The organism is Sphingomonas sp. GW821-FHT03E12 (genome assembly GCF_059420685.1).
The window spans coordinates 300,859-325,754 of the sequence record NZ_JBWKUF010000001.1; the positions used below are offsets into that span (position 1 = coordinate 300,859).

Sequence of the window (24,896 nt, forward strand, 5' to 3'; positions counted from 1 at the left end):
GCATGGCGCACTTCGGGGTAGTTAAGATGGAACCCGGCGGAGCGAAACCCCGTCCGCGCTCAATCGCGCTTGGGAACGGTGAAACGGCCGGTGACTCGGCCGCCCGACTGGACGACGCTGCCGTCGGGCGCCTTGGTCGTGCCGACACCCGAACCGTCGATCGATGCGCGGCCGGTGTCGAGATTCATCGTCAACCGCCCGCCGCTGACCCGGTTGCTGCCCTGGGTCAGCGTGACGTTGCCGAGCATGGTGATGGTACGCTTGTTGATGTCGTACACGCCATATTGCGCGTGCGCGGTCTGATCGGGCCGGGTGACGGTGACCCCACCGGCCGCGTCGAAGCGCGAGACCGAGGGCGAACCGTCGAGCACCTGCCCGGTATAGCTGACCGTCACCCGCGCCGCGGTGAGCGTCATGCTCGCCTGGGTGATCTTCACGCCGCCCGACAGAATTGCGCGATTCGCCTTATCCTGCAGCTCGATGCTCTGCGCGGCGAAATCGATCGGTGCGTTCGAATCGTGGCGCACCTGTCCCAGCGCCGCGGTACCGATCGCGGCAGTGGTGGCGATCGCGGCGATCGAAGCGATGAGGAGCGGGCGGGCCATGGTCACCTATTTGCGCGCTTGGGATCGATCCGCAAGCGCGCATTGCCTTCGATCCGCACGGTCCGGTTGTCGAGATCGGCTGTCATGCTGTTGCCGCTGAACGCGCCGAGCGGTGTCTTGCCGTCGATCCGGCCGGTGCCGGTCAGGCGCCGGGTCTTCAGATCGATCGTCGAATCGCGGGTGTCGAGCTGGTATCCGTCCGCGCTGCGGAACGCGATCGGGCCGTCCACCGCGACCTGTTCGGTATCCATGTCGTAGCGGCCGCGCTCTGCGCGCACCTCGGCCGGGCCGTCGGACAGGCGGATCGCGGCGGCAAGGCTGCTGAGCTGCACCACCGGTTCGGCCGAGCTCTTCTGCACTGCCGAGCCTGCGGTGAGCACGAAGGGCTGCCCCTTCGCGTCCGCGCCGCGATAGCGCGCCGACTGGATACGCAGCCGCTCGCTGGCGATATCGACCTTGTTCTTGTCGAGCACGAACGAGACGTCGCCGCCCATGAACAGCGGCGCCATCACCAGAAAGGCGCCGAGCACGCCGATCCCGGCGGGCAGGATCAGCAGCAGGGCGCGAACAATATGGTCGTGGCTTCCCCCCGGACGCGCCCAGTGCTTGCGGCGCGAGCGTTCCTGAAGGGCGATCTCAGACATGGTTTGCCTCAAGAGAAGAGCGGCACCAGCCCGCTCCCCCACCCGGCCACCCATATGATGCTGCCGCTGGGTGGCCGGGTGGGGGAGCGGGCTGGTGCCGCAACACTTCAAGCATGCGCAAAGATATCGATCTCGGGCCAGCCGGCGAGATCGAGTTCGGCGCGATGGGGGAGGAAGTCGAAGCAGGCCTGCGCCAGCGCCGTCCGCCCCTCGCGCGCGAGGCGGCGGTCCAGTTCCTCACGCATCGCGTGGAGATAGCGCACGTCGGACGCGGCATAATCCTTCTGCGCGTCGCTGAGCACCGGACCGCCCCAGTCGGACGATTGCTGCTGCTTGGAGATTTCCTGGCCGAGCAATTCGCGCACCAGATCCTTGAGCCCGTGGCGGTCGGTATAGGTGCGCACCAGCCGCGAGGCGATCTTGGTGCAATAGACCGGTGCCGCGGTGACGCCGAGATAGTGGCGGATCGCCGCCAAATCGAAACGTCCGAAATGGTAGAGCTTCACCCGCGCCGGATCGGCGAGCAATGCGCGCAGATTGGGCGCAGCATAGTCGCTGCCCGGGCCAAAGCGGACGAGATGCTCGTCCGCACCGCCGTCGGAAAGCTGGACGACACAGAGGCGATCACGCGGCGTGATCAGCCCCATCGTCTCGGTATCGACGGCAATGTCGGCGCCGGGGGCGAACAGCCCTTCGGGAATATCTTCTTCGTGCAGAAAAACGGCCATCGCGTGCGACTAGCCGTTTACGCCTGAACGCTCAATGCAAAGCTTGTGCGGGGCAAAGCTCAAGCGGGAGGCTTGCCCTCGCGTTTGAGCTTGGACCGGCGCGCGATCATGTTGAGCGATTCGACCAGCGCCGAGAACGCCATGGCCGCATAGATATAGCCCTTGGGCACATGCACGCCGAAGCCGTCGGCGATCAGCACCGCGCCGATCATCAGCAGGAAACCGAGCGCAAGCATCACCACCGTCGGGTTGTGCTTGATGAAGTTCGCCAACGGATCGGCCGCGACCAGCATCACGCCGACGGTGACCAGAACCGCGGTGACCATGATCGCGATCTCGTCGGTCATGCCGACCGCGGTCAGGATCGAATCGACCGAGAAGACCATGTCGAGCAGGATGATCTGGAAGATCGCCGAGCCGAAGTTGAGGCCCACCACCTGCTTCTTGTCGAGAATCTCGTCGTCGCTCGGCACCGGGTCGAGCGTGTGATGGATTTCCTTGGTCGCCTTCCACAGCAGGAACAGGCCACCCGCGATCAGGATCAGGTCGCGCCAGGAGAAGGCCGTCTCGAAGCTCGGTTCGCCATGCGCGCCCGTCGCGCCCTGAAGACCCAGGTCGAACACCGGCGTGGTCAGCGACACGATGACCCAGATCATCGACAGCAGCACGATTCGCATGACCAGCGCCAGACCGATGCCGATTCGGCGTGCCTTCTGCTGCTGATGTTCGGGCAGCTTGTTGGTCAGGATCGAGATGAAGATGAGGTTGTCGATACCGAGAACCACCTCCATTACGATCAAGGTGATGAGGGCGGCCCAGGCGGCCGGGTCGGCGAGCAAAGCTGCAATGTCCATAGACATGTGCATCTGCCGCCCCTGCGACGCATGCGCAAGTATCTGTTGGAACAGTGCCGAATTCGCGACGAATTTGTTCGCGTCCTGTCCCGTAACCGGCTATGACCCGATTCCATGGGCGTGTCTTCGGAGCGCCGGGATGTCTGCGTCTTCGTCCGGCGTACGACTTTCGCAATTGAGTTGGGCGACCGGGAAGACGAACAGGGCAATGAGTTTTGATCGAGGGCGCCGCGGGGATCGCGGCGGGCGCGGCAGAGACAAGCGCGACGGTTTCGGCGGCGACGATTTCGGCGGCAGCAGCAGCTACGGTGATCGCGGCGGCTTCGGCGGCGGCGGTTTCGGTGATCGCGGCGGCTTCGGCGGTGGTGGCGGCTTCGGCGGCGGCGGTGGCGGCGGCTATCGCGGCGGTGGTGGCGGCTTCGGCGGCGGCGGCGGTGGTGGCGGCTTCGGCGGCGGCCGCGGCGGCGGTGGCGGCATGCCCCCGCAGGTCGTTGGCGAAGGCACGGGCGTCGTTAAATTCTTCAACAGCCAGAAGGGCTTCGGCTTCGTCGTCCGCGACGATGGCGGTGAAGACGTGTTCGTGCACATCAGCGCGGTCGAGCAGGCAGGCCTCACTGGCCTTGCCGAGGGCCAGCCGCTGGGCTTCACGCTGGTCGACCGTGGCGGCCGCATCAGCGCGACCGAGCTCAAGATCGAGGGCGAACCGCTCCCGGTCGAGGATCGCGGCCCGCCGCGCGACCGTGACGGTCCGCGTGGTGGTGCCGGCGGCGCCGGCGGCCCGCAGCGTCAGCTGACGGGTGAGAAGGCGACCGGCACGGTCAAGTTCTTCAACGCGATGAAGGGTTTCGGCTTCATTCAGCGCGACGACGGTCAGCCTGATGCGTTCGTGCACATCAGCGCCGTCGAGCGTGCGGGCATGCCGACGCTCAACGAAGGCGACCGGCTCGAGTTCGAGCTGGAGGTCGATCGCCGTGGCAAGTACGCCGCGGTGAACCTGACGCCGTCGCAGTAATCCCGCCATGCACCGGCTGATCGCGGCCGGGCGCGGAGCGGCAATGGGGGTCGCCCTGGCCATGCTGGCCGGGGCGGCCCCGATTGTTTCTGCGCCTCCCTCGCCCATCCGGGTACAGGCGACGAGCACGCCGGCGCAGACACCTGCACCGCCCGTCGAGGCAGCGCAGGTGATCGCGACCTATCCGCACGACACCAAGGCGTTCACCCAGGGGCTGTTCTTCAGCGACGGACGGCTGTTCGAAAGCACCGGCGAGCAGGGCGAATCGGTGGTGCGCGAAGTCGTTCTCGCCACCGGCAAGGTGAAGCGGGAAGTCCGGCTGCCGGCCGAATATTTCGGCGAGGGCAGCACCAGCTGGGGCAAGACGATCGTCAGCCTGACCTGGAAGCATGGCAAGGGTTTCCGCTGGGATCGCGACAGCTTCCGCAAGCTGGGTGAATTTACCTATCCGGGCGAGGGTTGGGGGCTGACGCAAGACGGCAAGAGCCTGATCCTGTCCGACGGCAGTCCCGACCTGCGCTTCCTCGACCCCAAGAGCTTTGCCGAGCAGCGGCGCGTCCGCGTCACCTGGCGCGGACGTCCGGTGCGTCAGCTCAACGAGCTTGAATATGTGCGCGGCGAGATCCTGGCGAATATCTGGCACAGCGATCTGATCGCACGGATCGATCCAGAAACCGGGGTGATCAAGGGCGTGATCGATCTGCGCGCGGTGATCGCATCGGTCGACGTGCGCGACAGCGAAGCAGTGCTCAACGGCATCGCCTATGACGAGAGAACCGGGAAACTCTATGTCACCGGCAAGCGCTGGCCCAAGCTGTTCGAGATTGCGCTGCCGGGCGGCGGCTGACCGCTATTTCGCCACCGGTTCCGCGCGCCAGGTGGTCAGCCAGTTCACCGACCCGCGGCATTCGGGCATCGATCGCGCCTCGACCAGCCGGAACATCGCCCCGTCCCACACATAGGCCTCCGCGCTGCCGCAGTCGCCGATCCCGCGGCCCTTGTTGTAGCTTTCGAGTCGCCCCGTCTTCGCGTCGAAGCTGGCATTGACCAGCGTGGGCCGGCCGTCCTCCGCTTCGGTATAGCCCGGTGGCGAATCGAACTTCGCAACGACCGGCTGCGCGCCGGGAGCGAGGATATAAGGCTCGGTCGAGAAATTATACGCGCCGCTCCCGCAGGGGAGCAGCACCAGCGTCTTGCCGCCGCCGAGCGCGACCCGTTCGACCCCGGGCAGCTCGCCCGTGCCGCCCTCATAGACGGCACCACATTCGCTCGACTTGTCGAGCGCCTTGCGCATCGCCGGGGTGAAGGGCGCGGCAGCACCCGCCGGGCGGATGAAGCCGATCTTCGGGAGCGCGGGCGGCGCGGGAACAGCGCTGGCCGGCTTCGTCCCCTTCGCAACCGCCGCGGTCACACCCCCCACACGCCCCTGTTCGGCATCGATGAAGCGCAGCGCCGCCGACGACCCCTTGAGCGAAGCCATGCCGGTGACATCGACTTCGGAACCAACGCGCAGGTCGGTGCCATCGACCATCGCCGCGACGATCTGGGCGGCCTGTGCGCCGGTGAAGCGGAGCAGATCGTTCTTCGGCACGCCCCAGAGGAAGAAGCCGCGCTCGGTGCTCACCTGCACCCGGTCGCTTCCCGAATTGCCAGGCAGCTGGATCTCCACCGACCAGCCGCCGGCCGGCCCGGCTGCGCGCTCGATCGAGACCGAAATCTGATCATAGACCGACCCCTCGTCGGGCTGATCGTCGTCGGGCCAGATCGAGGTCATCTCGCATCGCCTGGCATTGTCGCAGGCCACTACCCATGCGCCGAAGCTCTTGATCGGCCCCTGTTTCTGGGCGGGTTGCGGGGCGGCGGCCTGGGCCAGAGCGAGCAACGCGATCGTCAGCATGAATTCCCCCTTCTAGCCGTTTCGCAAGCGAGTCGGTAGGAGGCCTGCATATCAGATTCCGGAGGATGGTATGAAGACGGTTGGCGTGATCGGCGCAGGACAGATGGGAGCGGGCATCGCCCAGGTTTCGGCGCAGGCTGGATATCGCGTGCTGCTGTCCGACATGGACGTCGCGCGCGCCGAGAAGGGCAAGGCGGGAATCGCCAAGCAGCTCGCGCGCGCGGTCGAGAAAGAGAAGATCACCGCCGCCGCCGCCGAAACCGCACTCGCGAACATCGAATGCGTCGGCGGCACTGACGCCTTCGCGCCCTGCGATCTCGTCATCGAGGCGGCGACCGAGCGCGAGGAGATCAAGCGCACGATCTTCGCCAATGTCGGCAAGGTGCTGTCCGGCACAGCGATCCTCGCCAGCAACACCTCGTCCATCCCGATCACGCGGCTGGCGCAGGCCTCCCCCGATCCGGCGCGCTTCATGGGCGTCCACTTCTTCAACCCGGTGCCGGTGATGGGCCTGATCGAGCTGATCCGCGGCCTCGCCACCAGCGATGCGACGGTCGCGGCGGTCGAGGCCTATGGCAAGACGCTCAACAAGCGCATCGTCCATGCCAACGACGCGCCGGGCTTCATCGTCAACCGCGTGCTGATGCCCTTCCTCAACGAAGCCTGCTTCGCGCTGGGCGAAGGCGTAGCGACGATTCCCGATATCGACGCGGCGATCCAGCTCGGCCTCAACCACCCGATGGGGCCGTTCACGCTGGCCGACTTCATCGGCCTCGACACCTGCCTCGAGATCACCCGCGTGCTGTTCGAGGGCACCGGCGACCCCAAGTTCCGCCCGGCGCCCCTGCTGGTCAAATATGTCGAAGCCGGCTGGTACGGCCGCAAGACCGGCCGCGGCTTCTACGACTATTCGGGCGCGGAGCCGGTGCCGACACGCTGATCGTTCAGCCGCAGATAGCCTCGCCCGCGTTGATCCGGGATTCCTGCCACGCGCGGGCGAGGTTGATGCCGAGACCAAGGCACAGGAGCAGTGCCAGCCCCGCGATCACAAGATTGCGCGGGCGGCGAGGCGCGACTCCATTGCACAGCGCCGCGACGGCATAGATGGCAAAGGCAGGTCCCGCGAACAGCAGGACTTGCAACGGCCCGTCGCAGTCGATGCCACCCCCGCCCATCGCCCTATACTCGTTGGGCGGCACCAGCATGCCCAACACCGCCAGTGGCAGCGCCAGGACGAGAAGCGCATAGCCCAGGGATCGCACGTTCTATGATTCCCCGGTGCCGGGCCGGTCCCTGGCGGCGAGATGGGCGCCAACCACCTCGACCAGCCGGTCGAAGCTCTGGTCGGTGCCCGCCATGTTGAGCGTGACGTCGCCGCTTCCCATGAGTTTGCTCAGGCTTGCCAGCTTGCCGAGCGTCGACCGCCCGGGATAGCGCTCAGGCGCATCGAGCCACAAGCACAGGAGCTTGTTGGACTGGAACGCCTGTTGTTCGACCCGGACGATTGCGCTCCAGGGGATCACCTGATCCGACCAGCGCCGCCAGAGAATGCCCCGGGAATCGACCTCCATAACGGGACCAGCACGAAATAGCTGTCGCACGCCGACAATTGCGAACCCGCCGAAGACAAGGATCGCGAGCCAACCGAATCCCCAGACCATCGCGGGATCGCTGAGACGGCGACTGGAGGCTTCCTCTGGACTCACAACAAGCCACACCCCGATCGCCATGGCCCCCACCGAGATCAGCGTGATGCCTAGTGTCTTACCTTTCGACACGTGTGCGACGAGCCGTTCCGTCACGGCAGCAGCAGCCCCGCCAACGCCGCCGACATCAGGTTCGCGAGGCTGCCCGCGACCAGCGCCTTGATGCCGAGCCGCGCGATCACCGGGCGCTGGTTGGGCGCCAGGCTGCCAGCCGCCGCCATCTGGATCGCGATCGAACTGAAATTGGCGAAGCCGCACAGCGCAAAGGTGATGATCGCGACGCTGCGCGGGCTCAGCCCCTGCGTCGAGCCGAGGTTGAGGAAGGCGACGAATTCGTTGAGCACCATCTTGGTGCCGAACAGGCTGCCCGCCGCGCCGCTCTCGGTCCAGGGGATGCCGATCAGGAACATCACCGGCGCGAAGACCGTGCCGATCGCCCCCTGGAAGGTCAGCGCGGGATAACCGAACCAGCCGCCGACCACGCCGAGCAGGCCGTTGGCGAGCGCGACCAGCGCAACAAAGGCGAGCACCATCGCGCCCACCGCAACCGCGATCTTGACGCCGATCTGCGCACCCATTGCCGCGGCCATGATGATGTTGGCCGGGCGTTCCTCGTCGAGATCCTTCTCGACCGCGCGGATCGCCGCCTCTTCAGGATCGGCCGGAGCCTCGCCGTCGAGCGGCAGCTCGGCCTGTTTCACGGGCTCGTCGGGCATCATGATCTTGGCCATGAGGAGCCCGCCGGGCGCGGCCATGAAGCTCGCCGCCAGCAGATACTGGATGTTGATCCCCATCGCCGCATAGGCGGCCAGGATCGTGCCCGCGACCCCGGCCATGCCGACGCTCATCACCGCGAACATCTGCGCGGGGGTGAGGCCGGCCAGATAGGGGCGGATCACCAGCGGCGATTCGCTCTGGCCGACGAAGATGTTCGCTGCGGAGCAGAGCGACTCCACCTTGCTGACCCCGGTCACCTTCTCGATCGCGCCGCCGATCCACCGGATCACCAGCGGCATGATCCGCAGATAATAGAGGATCGAGACCAGGCTGGCGAAGAAGATGATCACCGGCAGCGCGGCGATGGCGAAGCTGTGCCCGCCCATTTCGGGCTTGGCGAGTGGGCCGAAGATGAAGTCGGTGCCTGCCTGCGCATAGCCGAGCAGTGCCGACACGCCGCGCGACATGCCCTCGATCACCGCCCGACCGGCGGGAACATAGAGGACGAGGACAGCAATGCCGGTTTGCAGCGCGAATGCCGCCCCGACGACCCGCAGCCGGATGGCGCGGCGGTTCGACGACAGCGCAAAGGCGATCGCGAGGATCGCGACGATGCCCAGAATACCGATCGGAAGATTGTTCAAGTGGAAGGCCCCCAAGCGCCGCGTCTGACGCGCGGCATATGGGGCTGCAGCATAGCGCCGCTTTCAGTGACCGCTAGGTGCTTCCGTATCTGCTGAAACCGCGCTAGCAACGCCCATGACTACACCGGCTCCGCTCTCGCGCTCGCTCTTCACCCTTTCGATCTTCTATGGCGGCATGGTCTGCATCGCAGGCGTGCTGGGCAACAAGCAGGTCGCATTGGGGCCGCTCGCGGTCGAAGCGGGCATCTTCGCCTTCCTGCTGCTGGTCGCCGTATCGAGCGCAGTCGCCGAGATGCACGGGCGTGCGGTGGCGAACCGGCTGGTGCTACTCGGCTTCATCCCGCTGCTCGCGTCGATCGCGCTGACCGCGCTGGTGCTGACCTTGCCCCCCGCCGCCGACATGCCGGCCGATCGCCGCGCCGCATTCGACCTGCTGATGGGCGGCACCTGGCGCATCTGGCTGGGCGGGATCACCGCCTATGGCGCGTCGCAGCTGCTCAACGTCACCATCTTCAGCGCCTTGAAGCGCGAGGGCGGCAAGATGATGTGGCTGCGCGGCGCGATCGCCGGCGTGCTGAGCCAGATCGTCGACACGCTGATCTTCATCACCGTCGCATTCTACGGCGAATTCCCGATCGGCCATCTGTTGATGGGCCAGATGCTGGCCAAGGTCGTGCTGTCGATCGTGCTGATCCCGGCGCTGATCGCAGGCTTCGTCGCGATCGGGCGGAGCCTCGACCGGGCAGTGTGAAGGCGCCGGGCAGAAGCCAGATGCAGCGCCGCAAATAACCCGTCATCCCGGCCTTGTGCCGGGATCCACGGCTCCCCGTGCGATGCGATAGAGCCTGTTGTTTCCCGTTCGCCTCCCGGTGGATCCCGGCACAAGGCCGGGATGACAGAGTCAGGGGGTGACCGCCAGCGACACATTGCAGAGATACCGACCGACTGGCAGTGTTGTTCGATGACGTTCCCCAGAGCGCTGACCAAGGCTGAATTTCGGCAGTGTTTCGCTGAGCCCATGCGCGACATGACGGCTGCTCCCGAAGCAGTCGTGGATATTTGGTCTTATGTCGACAACCTTCGCCAGACTGAGGAAGGCATAGCCGAGCTTCGTGACGTAACTCATGTATATCGTGATGGCTTGAGCCGGTTCGATCACGTGATGATTGAGACAGAACAACCGAATGTTTTTCTTGTAGTGATCGTTCACTTGGACGGGCGCGTGGTGCTCGGCCATCATCTGCTCGACCTCAACATCGAATATGGCCTGAGCACCGAGCACTGATGAAGTGTCCACTTCCCACCCAAATCCCGACGCCGCTTGCAATGTTGGAATTCATTTGCTTGCATCGTCCGGTGCCAGTCACCGCTCTTTGATGTCGTCGATCCGCACGGTTGGCCCATCCTGACACCCTCCCGACAAAGGCGACGAAGGTGACAGAATGAATCGCGTTCCGCGTAACATCGTCAACTTCGCGGGAGTGCCGACGGCCGCTCCCTGATGCAGCTATCCCTCCACCGCTTTCGTATCCCGACAACTCACGCTAAGGGCGCGCCATGACCGATCATGCCCCCGATCCCCGGATGCTCGCCAAGGCGGAGACGCTGACCGATGCGCTGCCGTACATGCAGCGCTACGCGGGCAAGACCTTCGTCGTGAAATATGGCGGCCACGCGATGGGCGATCCCGAGCTGGCGCGCGATTTCGCGGAGGATGTCGTGCTGTTGAAGGCCGTCGGCATCAACCCGGTGGTGGTGCATGGCGGCGGGCCGCAGATCGGACAGATGCTCAAGCGCCTCGGCGTCGAATCGGAGTTCGTCGGCGGGCTGCGCGTCACCGATGCCGAGACCGCACGGATCGCCGAGATGGTCCTCGCCGGATCGATCAACAAGGAAATCGTCAGCTGGATCAGCGCCGCCGGTGGCAAGGCGATCGGCATCTCCGGCAAGGATTCGGGCCTCGTCACCGCGCGCAAGGTGACGCGCAGCGAAGCCGATCCGCTTCAGGGGATCGAGCGGCATGTCGATCTCGGCTTCGTCGGCGAGCCGGTCGCCGTGGACGCAGGCGTGCTAACCACGCTGTCGGCGCAGGGCTTCATCCCGGTGATCGCGCCGATCGCGCTCGGCGCCGACGGCCACACCTACAATATCAACGCCGACACGATGGCCGGTGCGATCGCGGGTGCGCTTGGCGCGTCGCGCTTCTTCCTGCTCACCGACGTGCCGGGCGTGCTGAGCAAGGACAAGCAGTTGCTCTCCGACCTCGATCCCGGCCGCATCGCCGCGCTCAAGGCCGACGGCACGATCAGCGGCGGCATGATCCCCAAGGTCGAGACCTGCGTCGCCGCGGTCGATGCCGGGGTGGACGCCGCCGTCATCCTCGACGGGCGCGTGCCGCATTCGATGCTGCTCGAGATCTTCACCCCGCAGGGTGCGGGCACCTTGGTTCACCGCTGAGCCGTATTATATATCTAACACGGTTGCCGCATCGCGCGGCTTTCCGGTAGACACGTTCGAAAATTCCGGAGACCCGTTTTGGATACCGTAGTCGGCATCACCTTCGACATCCTCCAGATCCTGCTGAACGTCGCCTGGTGGATCATCGTCGCGCAGGCGATCCTGTCGACCCTGATCGCGTTCAATGTGATCAACACCTATAACGACTTCGTCAGTTCGCTGTGGCGGGGCCTCAACACGCTGACCGAGCCGGTCTATCGCCCGATCCGGCGTATCCTGCCCGATACCGGGCCGATGGATTTCGCGCCGTTCGTGGTGCTGATCATCATCTGGATCCTGCAGGGCGCCATCCTGCCGCGCGTTGCCGTGGCGCTGATCAGCTCCTGATCGCAGCCCGGCCCTGGCAGACCGACGGTGACGGCATCCGCATCGCGGTGCGGGTAACGCCGCGGGCCTCGAAGGATGCATTTCTGGCCGGTACGGCGGAGCATTTCGCCGCCCGGCTTGCCGCGCCGCCCGTCGAGGGCGCAGCCAATGCGGCGCTGACCGCGCTGGTCGCAAAGACCTTTGGCGTGGCGAAGCGCGACGTATCGCTGATCGCGGGCGAGACCGCCCGGATCAAGCGGCTGGCTATCACCGGCGACGCTTCGGCGCTGGCGGGAATCGCCGCAGCGTTCTATGGGGCGGGCCATGACGGCTGAGATCATCGACGGTAAGGCATTTGCGGCGGGCCTGCGCGCGCGCGTGGGCGATGCGGCGGCAGCGTTCGAGGCACAGGCGGGGCGCAAGGCAGGGCTTGCGGTGGTGCTGGTGGGCGAGGACCCCGCCTCCGCCGTCTATGTCCGCAGCAAGGGCAAGGCGACGGTCGCCGCCAATATGGCGAGCTTCGAGCACCGCCTGCCCGCCGACACTGGTCAGGACACGCTGATCGCGCTGGTCGACCGGCTCAATGCCGATCCCGCCGTCGACGGCATCCTCGTCCAGCTGCCTTTGCCCGGGCATCTCGACGAGCAGGCGGTGCTGCTGCGGATCGATCCCGACAAGGATGTCGACGGTTTCCACCCGGTCAATGTCGGGCGCCTCGCGACCGGCATGGAAGGGTTCGTCCCGTGCACGCCGCTCGGTTGCCTGATGCTGCTCAAGGATCAGCTCGGCGATCTTTCGGGCAAGGAAGCGGTGGTGATCGGCCGCTCCAACATCGTCGGCAAGCCGATGGCGGCGCTGCTGACCGCGGCGAGCTGCACCGTGACGCTCGCCCATTCGCGGACGAAAGACCTTCCCGGCCATGTCTCGCGCGCCGACATCGTCGTCGCGGCGGTGGGCCGTGCGGGCTTCGTCAAGGGCGAGTGGCTGAAACCCGGCGCGACCGTGATCGATGTCGGCATCAACCGCGTCGATGGCGCGCTGACCGGCGATGTCGAATTCGACAGCGCCGCGTCGGTCGCCAGCGCGATCACCCCGGTGCCGGGCGGGGTCGGGCCGATGACCATCGCCTGCCTGCTGCGCAACACTTTGGTCGCCGCGCATCGCCGCGAGGGGCTGACGCTGGATCAGGCGGCACTGTGATCCTCGCCGTCCTCCTCCTGACACAGGCGGGGACGGCAATCGAGGCGGAGCGCGACTTCAACCGCGCCGCGCAGGCTCAGGGGCAATGGACTGCCTTCCGCCTTTATGCCGCGGAGGATGCGGTGATGTTCGTGCCACGGCCCGAGAATGCCCAGACGTTCCTGAAGGACCGCAAGGACCCGCCGATCGCGGTGCAATGGTGGCCGGCGGAAAGCTATGTCTCGTGCGACGGGTCGGTGGCGGTGAACACCGGCCCATGGGCCTCACCGCGCGGGTCGGGCTTCTTCACCACCGTCTGGGTCCGGCAAGCCGATGGCGGGTGGAAATGGGTCTATGACGGCGGCGACGCGCTGAAGACGCCACGCGCTTTGCCCGAGCAACCACGGATGCGCCGCGCGGCATGCGGTTCGGCGCCGCCCCCGGCGCCCGCCATGCCGGGACCGGACCGGGGGGCGAGCGGTTCGCGCGACGGATCGCTGCGCTGGAACTGGGCAGTGGCGCCCGACGGCAGCCGCAGCTTCACCGCGTCGATCTGGACCGGTGAGCGGTTCGAGGACGTCGTCACCGATCGCGTCGCCGCACCGCAATAACGCGGCTGGTCCCCGCATCTGCGACGAGTTGGACTTGTTATGGTGTAACATTCCAATTAGAGGGGCGCGGTTCACGTCCAAGGACCGCGTAGCATGAAGCGTCTCACCCTCCTCCTCGCCACCACCGCCTTTGCCCTCCCCGCGCTCGCCCAGACCAGCGAGCATCAGGAGCGCGACCGCACGAGTCGCAGCACGGTGCATGGCGATGCGGACGCCGACGTCGTGATCACCGCACCCTATGTCGCCGATCTCAACCTGCTCGCGGGTACCTCGGTCGTGTCGGGCGACGAGCTGGTGCGCGACATTCGCGGGCAGATCGGCGACACGCTGACGCGCGTGCCGGGCGTGTCGGCGACCTCGTTCAGCCCGGGCGCATCGCGGCCGGTGCTCCGTGGCTTCCAGGGCGAGCGCGTGCGCGTGCTGACCGACGGGCTCGGCTCACTCGACGTCTCGAACACCTCAGCCGACCATGCGGTGACGATCGACCCGCTCACCGCCGAGCGGATCGAGATCCTGCGTGGTCCCGCGGTGCTGCTGTTCGGCAGCCAGGCGATCGGCGGCGCGGTCAATGTGATCGACCGCCGCATCCCGCGTGTGGTGCCGGAGAACGGCTTCCATGTCGACGCGATCGGCACCTATGGCTCGGCGGCGGACGAGCGCAGCGGGGGCGCGGCGGCCGATTTTGCGCTGAGCCCGCAGATCGTCGTCCATGTCGACGGCAGCTACCGCAAGACCGATGACCTGCGCACCGGCGGCTATATCCTGAGCAAGCCGCTGCGCGCCGAACAGCTGGCGATCGCCGCGGAGGAGACCGCGGAAGGCCATCTCGACGAAGCGGCCGAGGCGACTGCGCTCGCCAACAGCCGCGGCCGGCTGCCCAACAGCGGGACCGAGACCTATACGCTGGGCGGCGGCGTCGCGCTGATCAACGACGGCGGCAGCCTGGGCTTCTCGGTCGGCTATTACGACACCAAATATGGCGTACCCGAGCGCCCGTCTGCAGGTCACGACCATGATGCCGGTGGCGACGAAGAAGGCCATGGCGGCGTGACGATCGGCATGAAGCAGTGGCGTGCCGACATGCGCGGCGAGGTGAATGTCGGCGGCGGATTCCTCGACAAGATCCGCGTGCGCGCCGGCTTCGCCAATTACGAGCATACCGAGTTCGAGGGCGCCGCAGTCGGCACGGTGTTCAACTCCGAAGCGATCGAAGGGCGGCTGGAACTGGTCCAGGCGGATCGCGGCGGGTGGCGCGGGGTGATCGGCTTCCAGGGGCTCACCCGCAACTTCTCGGCGGTGGGCGAAGAGGCGTTCGTACCGCCCAACACCACGGACCAATATGGTCTGTTCGCGCTGCAGGAAGTCAATCTGGGCAAGCTCGGCATCGAGTTCGCCGGCCGCTACGAGCACACCAATGTGCGGTCGGACGCAGTCAGGATCGGACTCGACGAGGATGCGCCGCTGGCGCGGATCGATCGCAGCTTCAACGCCTTCTCCGGCGCGGTTGGCCTGTCCTATGCGGTGGCGCCCGAGGTCAAGATCGGCATCAACGGATCGCGCGCCGTCCGCGCACCGTCGGGCGAGGAGCTGTTCTCCAACGGCCCGCACATCGCCACCCAGGCCTATGAAGTCGGCAACCCCAATTTCGCACTCGAGAAGAGCTGGGGGCTCGAGCTCTATGCGCGCGGCCGCGCCGGGCCGGTGCGGTTCCAGATCAGCGGCTACGCCAACTGGTTCGACAACTATATCTACGAGAACGACACCGGCACCCGGTTCGAGAGCGGCGAGTTCGACCTGCCGATCTTCCAGTATCTTCAGGCCGATGCGCGCTATTACGGGATCGAGGGCGAGATTTCGGCAACGCTGCTGCGCTCGGGCGACTTCTCGCTCTCCGGCAATCTCGTCGCCGACTATGTGAATGCCGAGCTCGGCAATGGCAGCCCGGTTCCGCGCATCCCGCCGCTGCGTGTGCTGGGCGGGCTCGATGCGAGCTACAACGGCTTTGGCGGCCGGGTCGAGGTCGAGCATTCGACCCGCCAGTCGCGTGTCGCCAGCTTCGAGACCGAAACGCCGGCCTTCACCCTCGTCAACGCCTCGCTCACCTGGCACCCGTTCGGCGAGAAGCGCGAGACGGCGCTCATCCTGTCCGCCAACAACCTCTTCGACGTCGAGGCGCGGCGGCATGCATCGTTCACCAAGGATTTCGTGCCGCTTGCCGGCCGCGACATCCGCGTGGCGGCCCGTGTAAGCTTTTAGGTTGCCCCCGGCGGGCGCTGCCTCCCTTCCCTACAAGGGGGGCAGCGCCCAATCGATTGTTCCGCGCCCCTTCGCCTCCAGGAACGCGTTCGCCTTCGAGAAATGGCGGCAGCCGAAAAAGCCGCCATGCGCCGACAACGGCGAGGGGTGGACCGACTTCAGCACCAGATGCCGCGGATCGACCGACGGCGCCTTTTTCTGGGCATGGCTGCCCCACAGCATGAACACCACCGGATCGGGCAGCGCGTTGACATGCGCAACCACCGCGTCGGTGAATTTCTCCCACCCGCGCCCCTGATGCGACGCGGCGCGGCCCATCTCCACGGTCAGGCAGTTGTTGAGCAGCAGCACGCCCTGTTTGGCCCAATGCTCCAGAAAGCCATGGCGCGGCGGCTCGATGCCGAGATCGCTGCGCAGTTCCTTGTAGATGTTGACGAGGCTGGGCGGCACGCGGACGCCGGGCTGGACCGAGAAGCACAGGCCATGCGCCTGCCCCTCGCCATGATAGGGGTCCTGGCCGAGGATGACGACGCGCACATCCTGCGGCGGCGTGAGGTCGAGCGCGCGAAACCAGTCGCCCCCTTTGGGGAAGATGCGCTTGCCTGCCGCCTTTTCGTCCACCAGGAACTGGCGGAGCGAGGCCATGTACGGGGCGTCGAACTCGCGTTGGAGCGGTTCGAGCCAGTCGGGATGCAGCTTCACGGCCATGCGGTTTCCTTCCGGGCGCGACTGTGCGAACCAGCATGCGCCTGTCAATCGGAGGAGAGCCGAAATGCCGGTTACCGGAAGCTGCCATTGCGGCAACGTCAGCTATACGCTCGAGGGCGATGCGCCGTCCAGCGCGGTCTCGTGCAACTGCTCGATCTGCCGCCGCAAGGGATCGTTGCTTCATTTCGCACCGGCCGATCAGTTCACGCTGCACACCGATCCGGCGGCGATGACCACCTACCGGTTCAACAAGCACCATATCCGGCACAATTTCTGCGCAACCTGCGGCTGCTCGCCCTTTGGCAGCGGGACAGGGCCGGACGGGAAGGAAATGGTGGCGATCAACCTCAACTGCGCCGACGGCATCGACCTCGACGCGCTGACCATCCACAAGTTCGACGGAGCCAGTCTCTAAGCCATGCACATGTCCCATGACGCCTCAGCCCCGGCCGCGGCGGAAATTTCGTTCGACCAGTTCCTTGCCGTCGATATCCGCGTCGGCACGATCGTTGCCGCCGAGCCGTTTCCGGAGGCGCGCAAGCCTGCCTACAAGCTGACGATCGATTTCGGCCCGGCGATCGGGATCAAGCGATCCTCGGCGCAGATCACCGAACATTATGCGCTGGAGGACCTGCCCGGCCGGCAGGTCGCGGCGGTGGTCAATTTCCCGCCGCGCCAGATCGGGCCGATGATGTCCGAGGTGCTGACGCTCGGCTTCCCCGATGCCGAAGGGAAAGTCGTGCTGTTCCATCCGAGCGTCGCTGTGCCCGACGGCGGGCGGCTGTTCTGAGCGCATTTCAGCAAGACCTCAGGCTTTGCTCATGACGTTCATCCGCCGCGATGCGACCTGCCGGGCTTCAGCGGACGGCATGGAGCAAGGCGATGGCAGCAACGGCACAGGCACGAAGCATCAATGGATGGCGCATGGCGCGCTGGGGCGCGGCGGGGGCGCTGCTGTGCGTTCCCGCGATCGCGATGCGCTTTCCAGGCAGCGGATTCGACTGGACCGCTAGCGACTTCGTGGTGATGGGCACGCTCTTCGCCGCAGTCCTCGGCGCATACGAGTTCCTCGCCAGCCGTGCGCCGGGCTTCACCTATCGTGCCGCATCGGCGCTGACCACGCTCGGCCTGTTCCTGCTGATCTGGATGAACATGGCGGTGGGCGTGATCGGCAGCGAGCGGAACGGCGCCAACCTCATGTTCGTCGCGGTGATCGCGATCATCGCCGGCGGAGGCATGATCGCGCGCTTCCGTCCCCGCGGCATGCGCCTGGCGCTGTTCGCGGCGGCGGCTGCACAGGCGGCGATCGGGGTCGTCGCGGTGGCCGGGAACCTGGGCTACGAAGACCCCAACTGGCCGCGCGACGTGATCTTCCTGACCTTGTTCTACACCGGGCTCTGGGCGGTCGCGGGGACGCTGTTCGGCCTGTCGGGCGGCCGGCAATGACCGGGGAGCGCGAACAGGCTCCGCCGCTCACCGAACAGGAACGGGCAAAGATCCTGTTCGAGCGAATCCACCGTTCGCCGCGGATCCCGGACCGCTATGCCGACCGGCGCGCAGTGAGCAGATAGTTGAGGCTGGTTTCGTCCGAGAGGTGAAAGCCTGCGCCGGGCGAGAAGCTGAGGCCGCGCAGGTCGGCGACCTCCATGCCCGCATCGGCGAGCAGGCCGGTCAGCTCGTCCGGGGTGATGAACTTGTCATGGTCGTGCGTGCCGCGCGGGATCATGCCGAGCCCCTCGCCCACCGTGATCATCGCCAGCCGCGACAGCGGCGTGCGATTGGGGGTTGAGAGGATCATCAGCCCACCCGGCGCCAGCGCAGCGGCGAGACCCGCAACGAAGGCGGCAGGGTCGGTGACATGCTCGATCACCTCCATCGAGGTGACGAGATCGAAGCTGCGGCCCTTCACCTCAGTCTCGAACTCGCCCGCGCGATAGTCGATGGTCAGGCCCGAAGCCTGGGCATGCGCGCGCGCGGCACCGATATTCTCGGGCGCGGCATCGACTCCGGTGACCTGCGCGCCGAGCCGGACGAGCGGCTCGCACAACAGCCCCGCGCCACAGCCGACGTCGAGCGCGGTCTTTCCGCCCAGCGGGGTGAAGCTGGCGGAATCGCCGCCCCAATGCGCGTCGACCGCTTCGCGGATATAGCGCAGCCGCGGCGGGTTAAGGCGGTGGAGCATCGCCGAGGAGCCTTTGGGGTTCCACCAGTCCGCCGCGAGCCTGCCGAAATGCTCAGCTTCACGCGGGTCAATGGTTGCTTTGCTTGTCATCGCCATCCCCCCCTCCTATCAGCGCGCCCACACACACCCAAGGGGGTAGGACCAGATGGCACGCATTGTGATGAAGTTCGGTGGCACGTCGATGGCGGGCATCGAGCGGATTCGGAACGTCGCCAACCGCGTGAAGGCCGAGTGGGAAGCGGGCAATCAGGTCGCGGTCGTCGTCTCCGCGATGGCGGGCGAGACCGACCGGCTGGTCGGCTTCTGCAGGGAAGCGTCGCCGCTCTACGACCTGCGCGAGTATGACACGGTCGTCTCGGCCGGCGAGCAGGTGACGAGCGGGCTGCTCGCAATCGCGCTGCAAGCGGCCGGCGTTCCCGCGCGCTCGTGGCTCGGCTGGCAGCTGCCGATCCACACCAGCAGCGCGCATGCCAGCGCGCGCATCGGCACGATCGACACGACCGAGCTCAACGCCAGCCTCGCCGACGGCAATGTCGCGGTGATCCCGGGCTTCCAGGGGCTGGCCGAGGATAATCGCGTGACCACGCTGGGCCGCGGCGGGTCGGACACCAGCGCGGTGGCGGTGGCGGCGGCGATGAAAGCCGACCGCTGCGACATCTACACCGATGTGGACGGCGTCTATACGACCGACCCGCGCATCGTGCCGCGGGCGCGCAAGCTGTCCAAGGTGACGTACGAGGAAATGCTGGAACTGGCGAGCGTCGGGGCGAAGGTGCTCCAGACCCGCTCGGTCGGGCTGGCGATGAAGGAAGGCGTGCGCGTGCGCGTGCTTTCCTCGCTGGAGGACAATCGCGACGATGACGGCCATCGCGGCACGCTGATCGTCGGCGAAGAGGAGATCAACGACGTGGAACGGCAGCTCATCACCGGCATCGCCGCGGACAAGAACGAGGCGAAGGTAACGCTCACCAACGTCCCCGACCGTCCCGGCGCGGTGGGCCATATCTTCACCCCGCTGGCCGAGGCCGGGATCAACGTCGACATGATCGTGCAGAACGTGGCGCATGCCACCGGTTCGACCGACGTGACCTTCACGGTTCCCCGCGCGGAACTCGCCCGTGCGCTCGACGTGCTCGAGAAGAACAAGGCGCCGATCGGCTACGACGCGCTGATCCACGACACCAAGGTCGCCAAGATCAGCGTCGTCGGTGTCGGCATGCGCAGCCATGCCGGCGTCGCCGCAACGATGTTCGAGACGCTGGGCGAGCGCCGCATCAACATCCTCGCCATCACCACCAGCGAGATCAAGGTGAGCGTGCTGATCCACGAGGACGAGACCGAACTGGCCGTCCGCGTGCTCCACACCGCCTATGGGCTGGACGCGCCGGAAGAAGACGCGGCCTGAACCTTCACCTCGGTGTGAGCGTCGCCGCCACGCCGAAATGATCCGACGGGTATTCGCCGTCCACCGCGACGTCGCCGATGCGCCGCGCCTCGGTTACGTCGAAGGCCCGCGGATCGGCGAAGATATGGTCGATCACCCGTGCCGGCAGGCCGCGTGGCGTGACCAGCGTGGTCTCGACCGTACCGGGCCTGAGCGCCGGATCGAGGCCGCGGACCGCGATCTGCGCCAGCGCGGCCTCGTCGAGCGGGGCGTTGAAATCGCCCATCAACACCAGCGGCACCTCATCCTGCGGCAACCAGTCGAGCAGCCCGCGGATCTGCTGCGCACGTACGGCACCCGCATCGGGCTGCCAGGCGAGGTGGGTGTTGACGATATCGACCGGTCGGCCGCGCGCATCGACGCGCACGCGAATCGCGGTGCGGTAATCATTCAGCGGCTCGAGCTTGATCGTGTCGACCGCGCTGACCGGCAGGCGCGAGAGGATCGCATTGCCGTAGCGGTTCGCGGCGCCCTCGGGCGAGGTCGACATGAAGTGGACGGCATAGCCGCCCAGTGCCGCAGCGATCGTCTCGGCCTGATTGGGCAGGTTCTTCTTCGAATCCTGCAGCACCTCCTGCAGCGCGATCACATCGGCGTCGGCCGCGCGAAGCGCATCGGTCAGCAGCTTCAGCCGCAGCGGCCAGTTGCCGGCGTCATGCCAGATGTTGAAGGTCGCGACACGAAGTGGCGCGCGCGGCGGGGTAGCACGCGGCGCGCAGGCGGCGACGGGAAGCGCAGCGGCGGCGCCAAGGACGGTGCGGCGGGAAAAGCGGATCATCAAATCAGTCCTTGAGGCCAAGCAGCTTGCGCGCGTTGCCGTAGCGGATTTTCTCGACCTCTTCCGGAGTCAGGCCGAGCTTGGCGAGCCCGTCGACATTCTGCTTGAGCGAGAATTGCGGATAATCCGAACCGAGCAGGAGATGGTCGATGCCGACATTGCGCATCGTCCACACCAGCTCGTCCTGGATCGGCGAACCGGCGACCATCGCCACCGTCACCGACAGGTCGAAATAGACATTGTCGCCGAACAGCCCCTCCGCCGTGCGCGCAGCCTTGAGCACGTTCCAGAAGCGGAAGTTCATCCCGCCCATATGCGCGAAGATGAACCTGGTCTTCGGCGCGGCGAGCGCGAGGCTGAACAGCTTTTCGGCATCGCCGGGCAGGATGCTGGCATTGTCCATCAGCACGACGATTCCCGCCTCACCCGCCGCCTTGGCCAGCGTCAGCACGCGCGGATCGGCATTGTCGAACTTCTGGGTATGGGCATGGATCTTGAGCAGCTTGACCCCGGCGGCGGCAACGCGGCGGACCTCGGCGATCGCGGCCTCGCCGTCATAGGGGTGGACGGTCGCGACCGCGACGAGCCTGGGATCGGATTTGGCCAGCGCGATGATCGCGTCGTTCTGCGCGCGCACTTCATCAACCTTGCCCTGGAGTGCCTGATTGGGGCCGCCAAACCACATCACCGCCGAAACCGGATCTAGCCCCGCCGCCTTCACCTGCGCGCGATAGTCGCGCAGCGATGACTCGCCCTTCCAGAGGTGGACATGGTTGTCGAACAACCGGTGCTGCGCCGCGGCGGCGGGCGCGAGGGCGAGCAAAGCGAGGCTGGCGAGTGCAGGGAGGTTCATGCGCCCGCTTCCTAATGCGCAGGCATGGCGCTGGCCAGACTTGCCGGGACGGGGCAGGCGCGGCTAGGGCAAGGCGATGAGCATTGGGGAAGAGCGCCTTCAGCGCCGCATGGCGCGCGGCATCGAGTTTCTGGGCAGCAAGACCGCGATCCTGTGCGGCGCGATGTCGTGGGTGAGTGAACGCAACCTCGTCTCCGCGATCTCGAACGCGGGCGGCTTCGGCCTGATCGCGTGCGGCGCGATGACGCCCGAACTGCTCGACGCAGAGATTGCGGGCACCAAGGCACTGACCGACAAGCCGTTCGGCGTGAACCTCATCACCATGCACCCGCAGCTGTTCGATCTGATCGAGGTCTGCGCGAAGCATAATGTCTCACACATCGTGCTGGCGGGCGGGCTGCCACCCGCCGGATCGCTCGACGCGATCAAGGGCAATGGCGCCAAGCTGATCTGCTTCGCGCCTGCGCTCAGCCTCGCCAAGAAGCTGATCCGGTCGGGCGTCGATGCGCTGGTCGTAGAGGGGATGGAGGCCGGCGGCCATATCGGCCCGGTGTCGACCAGCGTGCTGGTGCAGGAAATCCTGCCCGAAGTCGCAAGCCAAGTGCCGGTGTTCGTCGCGGGCGGCATCGGCCGGGGTGAGGCGATCGCCGGCTATCTCGACCAGGGCGCGGCGGGCGTCCAGCTCGGCACGCGCTTCGCCTGCGCGACCGAGAGCATCGCGCATCCGAATTTCAAGAAGGCGTTCTTCCGCGCATCGGCGCGCGATGCCGTCGCCAGCGTGCAGATCGATCCGCGCCTGCCGGTGATCCCGGTGCGCGCGCTCAAGAACGCCTCGTCCGAGCTGTTCACCGCCAAGCAGCGCGAGGTCGCGCAGCTGCTCGACGAGAACAAGGTCGAGATGATGGAGGCGCAGCTCCAGATCGAGCATTACTGGGCAGGCGCGCTGCGCCGCGCGGTGATCGAGGGCGATGTCGACAACGGATCACTGATGGCGGGCCAGTCGGTCGGCATGGTCACGAAGGAAGAGCCGGTCGCCGAGATCATCGCCCAGCTGATGGCCGAGGCCGCCCACGCGCTGGAAAAGCGCGCGGCTTAGCGCCGCGTACCCAGCATCCAGCGCCAGGCGTCCAGCGCGCCCTGCCAGGCCCACACGACCGCGGCGGCGACGATGCCGATGCGCAGCGACAGGTCGAGGCTTTCCTGCAGCCTGCCGGCCTGTTCCGCCGCCATGCCCGCAGGCACCACCGTCACCCAATGGCCGGCGCGGTAGAGCAGCACCGCGACGATAATCGCGCCCACGGTCGATACGATCGCGAGCGCCCCGCGCGTCCAGCGCCAGCGGGGCCTCAGCCAGCGGACGACATTATAGACCAGGCGCACCGCCAGCACCCCGAAGACCGGCCAGTAGAGTTGTGCCCAGACCGGCGCGAGCTCGAGGCGGAAACCGCCGGTGCCGGCCATCATCGGGATCGGCACCAGCCCGGCCCACCAGAGCAGGATCAGCACGCCCAGCGCGACTTCGACCGCCGAGGCGAGATGGCCCGGCTCCCTGGCGCTCTCGACCTCGGGCAAATCGCCGGGCCTCCAGTCGCGGAAATAGCGCTCGAAACCGCTATAGCGCTCGACCAGCGCGAAGACGATCGTCGTGGTTCCGACCACCGTCGTCCCTGCCCACCAGAGCGAATAGAGCAGCTGCAGGACAATCTGACCGGGATCGCCCGAATTCACCACGATCCGGACGACCGTCATCACGGCCACCCCCAGCAAGGTGATCGCGCCGAACAGCTTCAGCGAATAGAGGTAGAAGGGGTAGGATTCAGCCCCGATCAGCGACTGTTTCTCGCGGTAGCGCGCAGCCACGACCAGCGGGTGGCCGAATTCGACCAGCAGCTTTTCCCATTCGCCCGTGTCGATCGGCCGGTGGAGCGCCGCTTCGCGTGCCTCGGCGCGTTCGAGCAGCACATCGCGCAGTTCGGCGGCGATATCGTCGGCCCCGACACCATTGGCGCCCGCAGGCAGGTTGCGCCGCACCGCGGCGACATAGCGGTCGAGCAGGTCCATCACATGTCCTTTCCGGTCAGGCGGAGGATCGATTCGGAGATCGCGTTCCATTCGGCGAGCAACTGCGCGAGCACCTCGCCGCCCTCTTCGCTCAGGCGATAGAAACGCTTGTTACGCTTGCCTTCCTCGCGCCATTCGCTGGTGAGCAGCCCCTGCGCCTCCAGCCGCCGCAACAGCGGGTAGAGCGCGCTTTCCTCGATTGGCAGCCCGGCATCCTCGAGCAATTGGCGCAGCGTGTAGCCGTAGCGCTCCTCACGCAGCGCACCGAGCACGGCGACCACCAGCGATCCCCGGCGCAGCTCGATGCGCAGCTTTTCGAACAGATCGTCTTCGGTCGGCATATACCATGCCTCACATCGTGTACGTTATACACTGTATAATACACAGTATTTGATTGCGCAAGTGCCCGGCGAGCGCCGGCACGGTTAACGCAATATTTACCCTTGCGTGATGGGATGGCGGCATGTCGTACCGCGTCCTTGCTTCGCTCGCCGCGCTGACCGCCCTTGCCGGATGTGCGGGGCAGAAGCAGGCGATGGCGCCCACGCCGCGCCCGGTTCCCGCCCCCGTTCGTGTTGCCGCACCCACGCCGCCCGATGGTGCGGCAGCCGGCCTCACCATCCCGGCAAGACTGGCCGACGGAAGCTATGCGACGCCCAATCGCAACCTCTCCGCATCCGGGGCGATGTGGCATTTGCGCGCAGCGTTCAACGTCGCGGCGCTGAGCTGCCCGGACACCTCGCTCGTCTCCGCCTACAACAAGCTGCTGACCGCTCAGCGCCAGGCGCTGGCAGCGGCGCACCGCACGCTGACCGCCGAACATGGCGGCATGGCGTCGTTCGATCCGGCGATGACCCGGCTCTACAATTATTTCGCGCAGCCGCCGGTGCTGGCGCGCTTCTGCGCACAGGCAGGTCCGCTGCTGCGCCAGGCCGCTACGCTGTCCGCCGGATCGCTGGACGGGTTCGCCCCGGCGGCGCTGGCGGCCATCGACCAGCCGTTCGGCGAATTCTATGCGCGCTACGATACGTATCGCGCCGATCTGGCCGCATGGCGCGCCGGGACCCCGGTCGCCGCACCCCGGCTCACGGCATCCGCGCCGGCTACACCCCGGCTGAGCTATGACCGCGCCGTCTTCTCGGCGAACACGAGGGTCACGAGCGGCCGCACCGCCCTCGCGTCGCGCTGAAAACC

At 66.6% G+C, this 24,896-nt stretch carries 31 protein-coding genes; 17 read left to right on the top strand and 14 right to left on the bottom strand.

Features of this window, described 5'->3' with window-relative positions; translation table 11 throughout:
* Positions 1 to 59: 59 nt before the first annotated feature.
* From AC07TU_RS01295 to AC07TU_RS01310, 4 genes are all read right to left on the bottom strand, one after another.
* Positions 60 to 605 (bottom strand): LptA/OstA family protein, encoded by a 546-nt coding sequence (locus AC07TU_RS01295; protein WP_495186108.1) that lies wholly within the window; start codon positions 603 to 605, stop codon positions 60 to 62.
* 2 nt (positions 606 to 607) lie between these two features.
* Positions 608 to 1,249 carry an LPS export ABC transporter periplasmic protein LptC gene (lptC, locus tag AC07TU_RS01300; RefSeq protein WP_495186109.1) on the bottom strand — a complete coding sequence of 214 codons (642 nt, stop codon included), beginning with the start codon at positions 1,247 to 1,249 and terminating at the stop codon, positions 608 to 610.
* Between the two features lie 107 nt (positions 1,250 to 1,356).
* Positions 1,357 to 1,977, bottom strand: coding sequence for a ribonuclease D (locus tag AC07TU_RS01305; protein ID WP_495186110.1), 621 nt, complete (start codon positions 1,975 to 1,977; stop codon positions 1,357 to 1,359).
* A gap of 59 nt (positions 1,978 to 2,036) precedes the next feature.
* Positions 2,037 to 2,831, bottom strand: coding sequence for a TerC family protein (locus AC07TU_RS01310; RefSeq protein WP_495186111.1), 795 nt, complete (start codon positions 2,829 to 2,831; stop codon positions 2,037 to 2,039).
* Positions 2,832 to 3,039: 208 nt separating this feature from the next.
* On the opposite strand from AC07TU_RS01310, the gene AC07TU_RS01315 reads away from it, so the two are divergent.
* Together AC07TU_RS01315 and AC07TU_RS01320 are read left to right on the top strand one after the other, a co-directional pair.
* Entirely contained in the window at positions 3,040 to 3,843 is an 804-nt protein-coding gene (locus AC07TU_RS01315; protein ID WP_495186112.1) for a cold-shock protein, read from the top strand.
* 43 nt (positions 3,844 to 3,886) lie between these two features.
* A complete protein-coding gene (locus tag AC07TU_RS01320; RefSeq protein ID WP_495186113.1) occupies positions 3,887 to 4,690 on the top strand; it encodes a glutaminyl-peptide cyclotransferase in 804 nt (267 codons plus the stop codon).
* 3 nt (positions 4,691 to 4,693) lie between these two features.
* Here AC07TU_RS01320 and AC07TU_RS01325 read toward each other — a convergent pair whose 3' ends face one another.
* Entirely contained in the window at positions 4,694 to 5,740 is a 1,047-nt protein-coding gene (locus AC07TU_RS01325) for a DUF1176 domain-containing protein (RefSeq protein WP_495186114.1), read from the bottom strand.
* Between the two features lie 70 nt (positions 5,741 to 5,810).
* Between AC07TU_RS01325 and AC07TU_RS01330 the strand changes: the two genes are divergently transcribed.
* Positions 5,811 to 6,680 (top strand): 3-hydroxyacyl-CoA dehydrogenase NAD-binding domain-containing protein, encoded by an 870-nt coding sequence (locus AC07TU_RS01330; RefSeq protein ID WP_495186115.1) that lies wholly within the window; start codon positions 5,811 to 5,813, stop codon positions 6,678 to 6,680.
* A gap of 4 nt (positions 6,681 to 6,684) precedes the next feature.
* Here AC07TU_RS01330 and AC07TU_RS01335 read toward each other — a convergent pair whose 3' ends face one another.
* The 3 genes from AC07TU_RS01335 to AC07TU_RS01345 are packed head-to-tail and all read right to left on the bottom strand — an operon-like array spanning position 6,685 to position 8,807.
* A complete protein-coding gene (locus AC07TU_RS01335; protein WP_495186116.1) occupies positions 6,685 to 7,002 on the bottom strand; it encodes a hypothetical protein in 318 nt (105 codons plus the stop codon).
* A gap of 3 nt (positions 7,003 to 7,005) precedes the next feature.
* Positions 7,006 to 7,542, bottom strand: a complete 537-nt coding sequence (locus AC07TU_RS01340) for an STM3941 family protein (RefSeq protein WP_495186117.1) — start codon at positions 7,540 to 7,542, stop codon at positions 7,006 to 7,008.
* Complete coding sequence (locus tag AC07TU_RS01345; RefSeq protein WP_495186118.1) at positions 7,539 to 8,807, bottom strand: NupC/NupG family nucleoside CNT transporter; 1,269 nt, start codon at positions 8,805 to 8,807, stop codon at positions 7,539 to 7,541. Before AC07TU_RS01345 ends, AC07TU_RS01340 begins: the two co-directional genes overlap by 4 nt.
* A gap of 115 nt (positions 8,808 to 8,922) precedes the next feature.
* Between AC07TU_RS01345 and AC07TU_RS01350 the strand changes: the two genes are divergently transcribed.
* From AC07TU_RS01350 to AC07TU_RS01385, 8 genes are all read left to right on the top strand, one after another.
* The gene (locus AC07TU_RS01350; protein ID WP_495186119.1) at positions 8,923 to 9,558 is read left to right on the top strand and encodes a queuosine precursor transporter; all 636 of its coding nucleotides are present in this window, start codon (positions 8,923 to 8,925) and stop codon (positions 9,556 to 9,558) included.
* 267 nt (positions 9,559 to 9,825) lie between these two features.
* Positions 9,826 to 10,092 carry a hypothetical protein gene (locus AC07TU_RS01355; protein ID WP_495186120.1) on the top strand — a complete coding sequence of 89 codons (267 nt, stop codon included), beginning with the start codon at positions 9,826 to 9,828 and terminating at the stop codon, positions 10,090 to 10,092.
* Between the two features lie 272 nt (positions 10,093 to 10,364).
* Positions 10,365 to 11,264, top strand: coding sequence for an acetylglutamate kinase (argB, locus tag AC07TU_RS01360; protein ID WP_495186121.1), 900 nt, complete (start codon positions 10,365 to 10,367; stop codon positions 11,262 to 11,264).
* A 78-nt stretch (positions 11,265 to 11,342) separates the two neighbouring features.
* A complete protein-coding gene (locus AC07TU_RS01365) occupies positions 11,343 to 11,651 on the top strand; it encodes a YggT family protein (protein WP_495186122.1) in 309 nt (102 codons plus the stop codon).
* A gap of 35 nt (positions 11,652 to 11,686) precedes the next feature.
* On the top strand, positions 11,687 to 11,965 hold the full coding sequence (locus AC07TU_RS01370) for a DUF167 domain-containing protein (RefSeq protein ID WP_495186873.1): 279 nt from the start codon (positions 11,687 to 11,689) through the stop codon (positions 11,963 to 11,965).
* The gene (folD, locus tag AC07TU_RS01375) at positions 11,955 to 12,830 is read left to right on the top strand and encodes a bifunctional methylenetetrahydrofolate dehydrogenase/methenyltetrahydrofolate cyclohydrolase FolD (protein ID WP_495186123.1); all 876 of its coding nucleotides are present in this window, start codon (positions 11,955 to 11,957) and stop codon (positions 12,828 to 12,830) included. Before AC07TU_RS01370 ends, folD begins: the two co-directional genes overlap by 11 nt.
* Entirely contained in the window at positions 12,827 to 13,420 is a 594-nt protein-coding gene (locus tag AC07TU_RS01380; protein WP_495186124.1) for a Cif family virulence factor, read from the top strand. The genes folD and AC07TU_RS01380 overlap by 4 nt, the downstream gene beginning before the upstream one ends.
* 93 nt (positions 13,421 to 13,513) lie before the next feature.
* Positions 13,514 to 15,676 (top strand): TonB-dependent receptor, encoded by a 2,163-nt coding sequence (locus tag AC07TU_RS01385; RefSeq protein WP_495186125.1) that lies wholly within the window; start codon positions 13,514 to 13,516, stop codon positions 15,674 to 15,676.
* A 30-nt stretch (positions 15,677 to 15,706) separates the two neighbouring features.
* Here the strand turns inward: AC07TU_RS01385 and ung are convergent, their stop codons facing one another.
* Complete coding sequence (ung, locus tag AC07TU_RS01390; protein WP_495186126.1) at positions 15,707 to 16,384, bottom strand: uracil-DNA glycosylase; 678 nt, start codon at positions 16,382 to 16,384, stop codon at positions 15,707 to 15,709.
* 64 nt (positions 16,385 to 16,448) lie between these two features.
* Between ung and AC07TU_RS01395 the strand changes: the two genes are divergently transcribed.
* The 3 genes from AC07TU_RS01395 (at position 16,449) to AC07TU_RS01405 (ending at position 17,830) form a co-directional block, all read left to right on the top strand.
* Positions 16,449 to 16,799: a GFA family protein gene (locus tag AC07TU_RS01395; RefSeq protein ID WP_495186127.1), complete on the top strand. Its 351-nt coding sequence runs from the start codon at positions 16,449 to 16,451 to the stop codon at positions 16,797 to 16,799.
* A 3-nt stretch (positions 16,800 to 16,802) separates the two neighbouring features.
* Positions 16,803 to 17,174, top strand: coding sequence for a tRNA-binding protein (locus AC07TU_RS01400; RefSeq protein ID WP_495186128.1), 372 nt, complete (start codon positions 16,803 to 16,805; stop codon positions 17,172 to 17,174).
* Positions 17,175 to 17,266: 92 nt separating this feature from the next.
* A complete protein-coding gene (locus tag AC07TU_RS01405) occupies positions 17,267 to 17,830 on the top strand; it encodes a hypothetical protein (RefSeq protein ID WP_495186129.1) in 564 nt (187 codons plus the stop codon).
* A 94-nt stretch (positions 17,831 to 17,924) separates the two neighbouring features.
* Here the strand turns inward: AC07TU_RS01405 and ubiG are convergent, their stop codons facing one another.
* Positions 17,925 to 18,662, bottom strand: coding sequence for a bifunctional 2-polyprenyl-6-hydroxyphenol methylase/3-demethylubiquinol 3-O-methyltransferase UbiG (gene ubiG / locus AC07TU_RS01410; RefSeq protein ID WP_495186130.1), 738 nt, complete (start codon positions 18,660 to 18,662; stop codon positions 17,925 to 17,927).
* A gap of 49 nt (positions 18,663 to 18,711) precedes the next feature.
* Here ubiG and AC07TU_RS01415 point away from each other — a divergent pair, with 49 nt between their 5' ends.
* On the top strand, positions 18,712 to 19,971 hold the full coding sequence (locus tag AC07TU_RS01415) for an aspartate kinase (RefSeq protein WP_495186131.1): 1,260 nt from the start codon (positions 18,712 to 18,714) through the stop codon (positions 19,969 to 19,971).
* Between the two features lie 4 nt (positions 19,972 to 19,975).
* On the opposite strand, the gene AC07TU_RS01420 is transcribed toward AC07TU_RS01415, so the two are convergent.
* Both AC07TU_RS01420 and AC07TU_RS01425 read right to left on the bottom strand, forming a co-directional pair.
* Positions 19,976 to 20,788, bottom strand: coding sequence for an endonuclease/exonuclease/phosphatase family protein (locus AC07TU_RS01420; RefSeq protein WP_495186132.1), 813 nt, complete (start codon positions 20,786 to 20,788; stop codon positions 19,976 to 19,978).
* Positions 20,789 to 20,792: 4 nt separating this feature from the next.
* Positions 20,793 to 21,641, bottom strand: coding sequence for an amidohydrolase family protein (locus AC07TU_RS01425; RefSeq protein ID WP_495186133.1), 849 nt, complete (start codon positions 21,639 to 21,641; stop codon positions 20,793 to 20,795).
* A 76-nt stretch (positions 21,642 to 21,717) separates the two neighbouring features.
* On the opposite strand from AC07TU_RS01425, the gene AC07TU_RS01430 reads away from it, so the two are divergent.
* On the top strand, positions 21,718 to 22,737 hold the full coding sequence (locus AC07TU_RS01430) for an NAD(P)H-dependent flavin oxidoreductase (protein ID WP_495186134.1): 1,020 nt from the start codon (positions 21,718 to 21,720) through the stop codon (positions 22,735 to 22,737).
* Here the strand turns inward: AC07TU_RS01430 and AC07TU_RS01435 are convergent.
* Together AC07TU_RS01435 and AC07TU_RS01440 are read right to left on the bottom strand one after the other, a co-directional pair.
* Positions 22,734 to 23,702, bottom strand: a complete 969-nt coding sequence (locus tag AC07TU_RS01435; RefSeq protein ID WP_495186135.1) for a hypothetical protein — start codon at positions 23,700 to 23,702, stop codon at positions 22,734 to 22,736. The genes AC07TU_RS01430 and AC07TU_RS01435 overlap by 4 nt on opposite strands.
* Positions 23,702 to 24,043 carry a PadR family transcriptional regulator gene (locus AC07TU_RS01440; RefSeq protein ID WP_495186136.1) on the bottom strand — a complete coding sequence of 114 codons (342 nt, stop codon included), beginning with the start codon at positions 24,041 to 24,043 and terminating at the stop codon, positions 23,702 to 23,704. The genes AC07TU_RS01435 and AC07TU_RS01440 overlap by 1 nt, the downstream gene beginning before the upstream one ends.
* 122 nt (positions 24,044 to 24,165) lie before the next feature.
* Here AC07TU_RS01440 and AC07TU_RS01445 point away from each other — a divergent pair, with 122 nt between their 5' ends.
* Positions 24,166 to 24,891, top strand: coding sequence for a hypothetical protein (locus AC07TU_RS01445; protein WP_495186137.1), 726 nt, complete (start codon positions 24,166 to 24,168; stop codon positions 24,889 to 24,891).
* Positions 24,892 to 24,896 lie beyond the last annotated feature (5 nt).

Bases quoted from the DNA above. Each gene is read 5' to 3' on its own strand.
- AC07TU_RS01295 (WP_495186108.1), bottom strand. From the start codon at position 605: ATGGCCCGCCCGCTCCTCATCGCTTCGATCGCCGCGATCGCCACCACT.
- lptC (WP_495186109.1), bottom strand. From the start codon at position 1,249: ATGTCTGAGATCGCCCTTCAGGAACGCTCGCGCCGCAAGCACTGGGCG.
- AC07TU_RS01305 (WP_495186110.1), bottom strand. From the start codon at position 1,977: ATGGCCGTTTTTCTGCACGAAGAAGATATTCCCGAAGGGCTGTTCGCC.
- AC07TU_RS01310 (WP_495186111.1), bottom strand. From the start codon at position 2,831: ATGGACATTGCAGCTTTGCTCGCCGACCCGGCCGCCTGGGCCGCCCTC.
- AC07TU_RS01315 (WP_495186112.1), top strand. From the start codon at position 3,040: ATGAGTTTTGATCGAGGGCGCCGCGGGGATCGCGGCGGGCGCGGCAGA.
- AC07TU_RS01320 (WP_495186113.1), top strand. From the start codon at position 3,887: ATGGGGGTCGCCCTGGCCATGCTGGCCGGGGCGGCCCCGATTGTTTCT.
- AC07TU_RS01325 (WP_495186114.1), bottom strand. From the start codon at position 5,740: ATGCTGACGATCGCGTTGCTCGCTCTGGCCCAGGCCGCCGCCCCGCAA.
- AC07TU_RS01330 (WP_495186115.1), top strand. From the start codon at position 5,811: ATGAAGACGGTTGGCGTGATCGGCGCAGGACAGATGGGAGCGGGCATC.
- AC07TU_RS01350 (WP_495186119.1), top strand. From the start codon at position 8,923: ATGACTACACCGGCTCCGCTCTCGCGCTCGCTCTTCACCCTTTCGATC.
- AC07TU_RS01355 (WP_495186120.1), top strand. From the start codon at position 9,826: ATGCGCGACATGACGGCTGCTCCCGAAGCAGTCGTGGATATTTGGTCT.
- argB (WP_495186121.1), top strand. From the start codon at position 10,365: ATGACCGATCATGCCCCCGATCCCCGGATGCTCGCCAAGGCGGAGACG.
- folD (WP_495186123.1), top strand. From the start codon at position 11,955: ATGACGGCTGAGATCATCGACGGTAAGGCATTTGCGGCGGGCCTGCGC.
- AC07TU_RS01385 (WP_495186125.1), top strand. From the start codon at position 13,514: ATGAAGCGTCTCACCCTCCTCCTCGCCACCACCGCCTTTGCCCTCCCC.
- ung (WP_495186126.1), bottom strand. From the start codon at position 16,384: ATGGCCGTGAAGCTGCATCCCGACTGGCTCGAACCGCTCCAACGCGAG.
- AC07TU_RS01395 (WP_495186127.1), top strand. From the start codon at position 16,449: ATGCCGGTTACCGGAAGCTGCCATTGCGGCAACGTCAGCTATACGCTC.
- AC07TU_RS01400 (WP_495186128.1), top strand. From the start codon at position 16,803: ATGCACATGTCCCATGACGCCTCAGCCCCGGCCGCGGCGGAAATTTCG.
- AC07TU_RS01405 (WP_495186129.1), top strand. From the start codon at position 17,267: ATGGCAGCAACGGCACAGGCACGAAGCATCAATGGATGGCGCATGGCG.
- ubiG (WP_495186130.1), bottom strand. From the start codon at position 18,662: ATGGCGATGACAAGCAAAGCAACCATTGACCCGCGTGAAGCTGAGCAT.
- AC07TU_RS01415 (WP_495186131.1), top strand. From the start codon at position 18,712: ATGGCACGCATTGTGATGAAGTTCGGTGGCACGTCGATGGCGGGCATC.
- AC07TU_RS01420 (WP_495186132.1), bottom strand. From the start codon at position 20,788: ATGATCCGCTTTTCCCGCCGCACCGTCCTTGGCGCCGCCGCTGCGCTT.
- AC07TU_RS01425 (WP_495186133.1), bottom strand. From the start codon at position 21,641: ATGAACCTCCCTGCACTCGCCAGCCTCGCTTTGCTCGCCCTCGCGCCC.
- AC07TU_RS01430 (WP_495186134.1), top strand. From the start codon at position 21,718: ATGAGCATTGGGGAAGAGCGCCTTCAGCGCCGCATGGCGCGCGGCATC.
- AC07TU_RS01435 (WP_495186135.1), bottom strand. From the start codon at position 23,702: ATGGACCTGCTCGACCGCTATGTCGCCGCGGTGCGGCGCAACCTGCCT.
- AC07TU_RS01440 (WP_495186136.1), bottom strand. From the start codon at position 24,043: ATGCCGACCGAAGACGATCTGTTCGAAAAGCTGCGCATCGAGCTGCGC.
- AC07TU_RS01445 (WP_495186137.1), top strand. From the start codon at position 24,166: ATGTCGTACCGCGTCCTTGCTTCGCTCGCCGCGCTGACCGCCCTTGCC.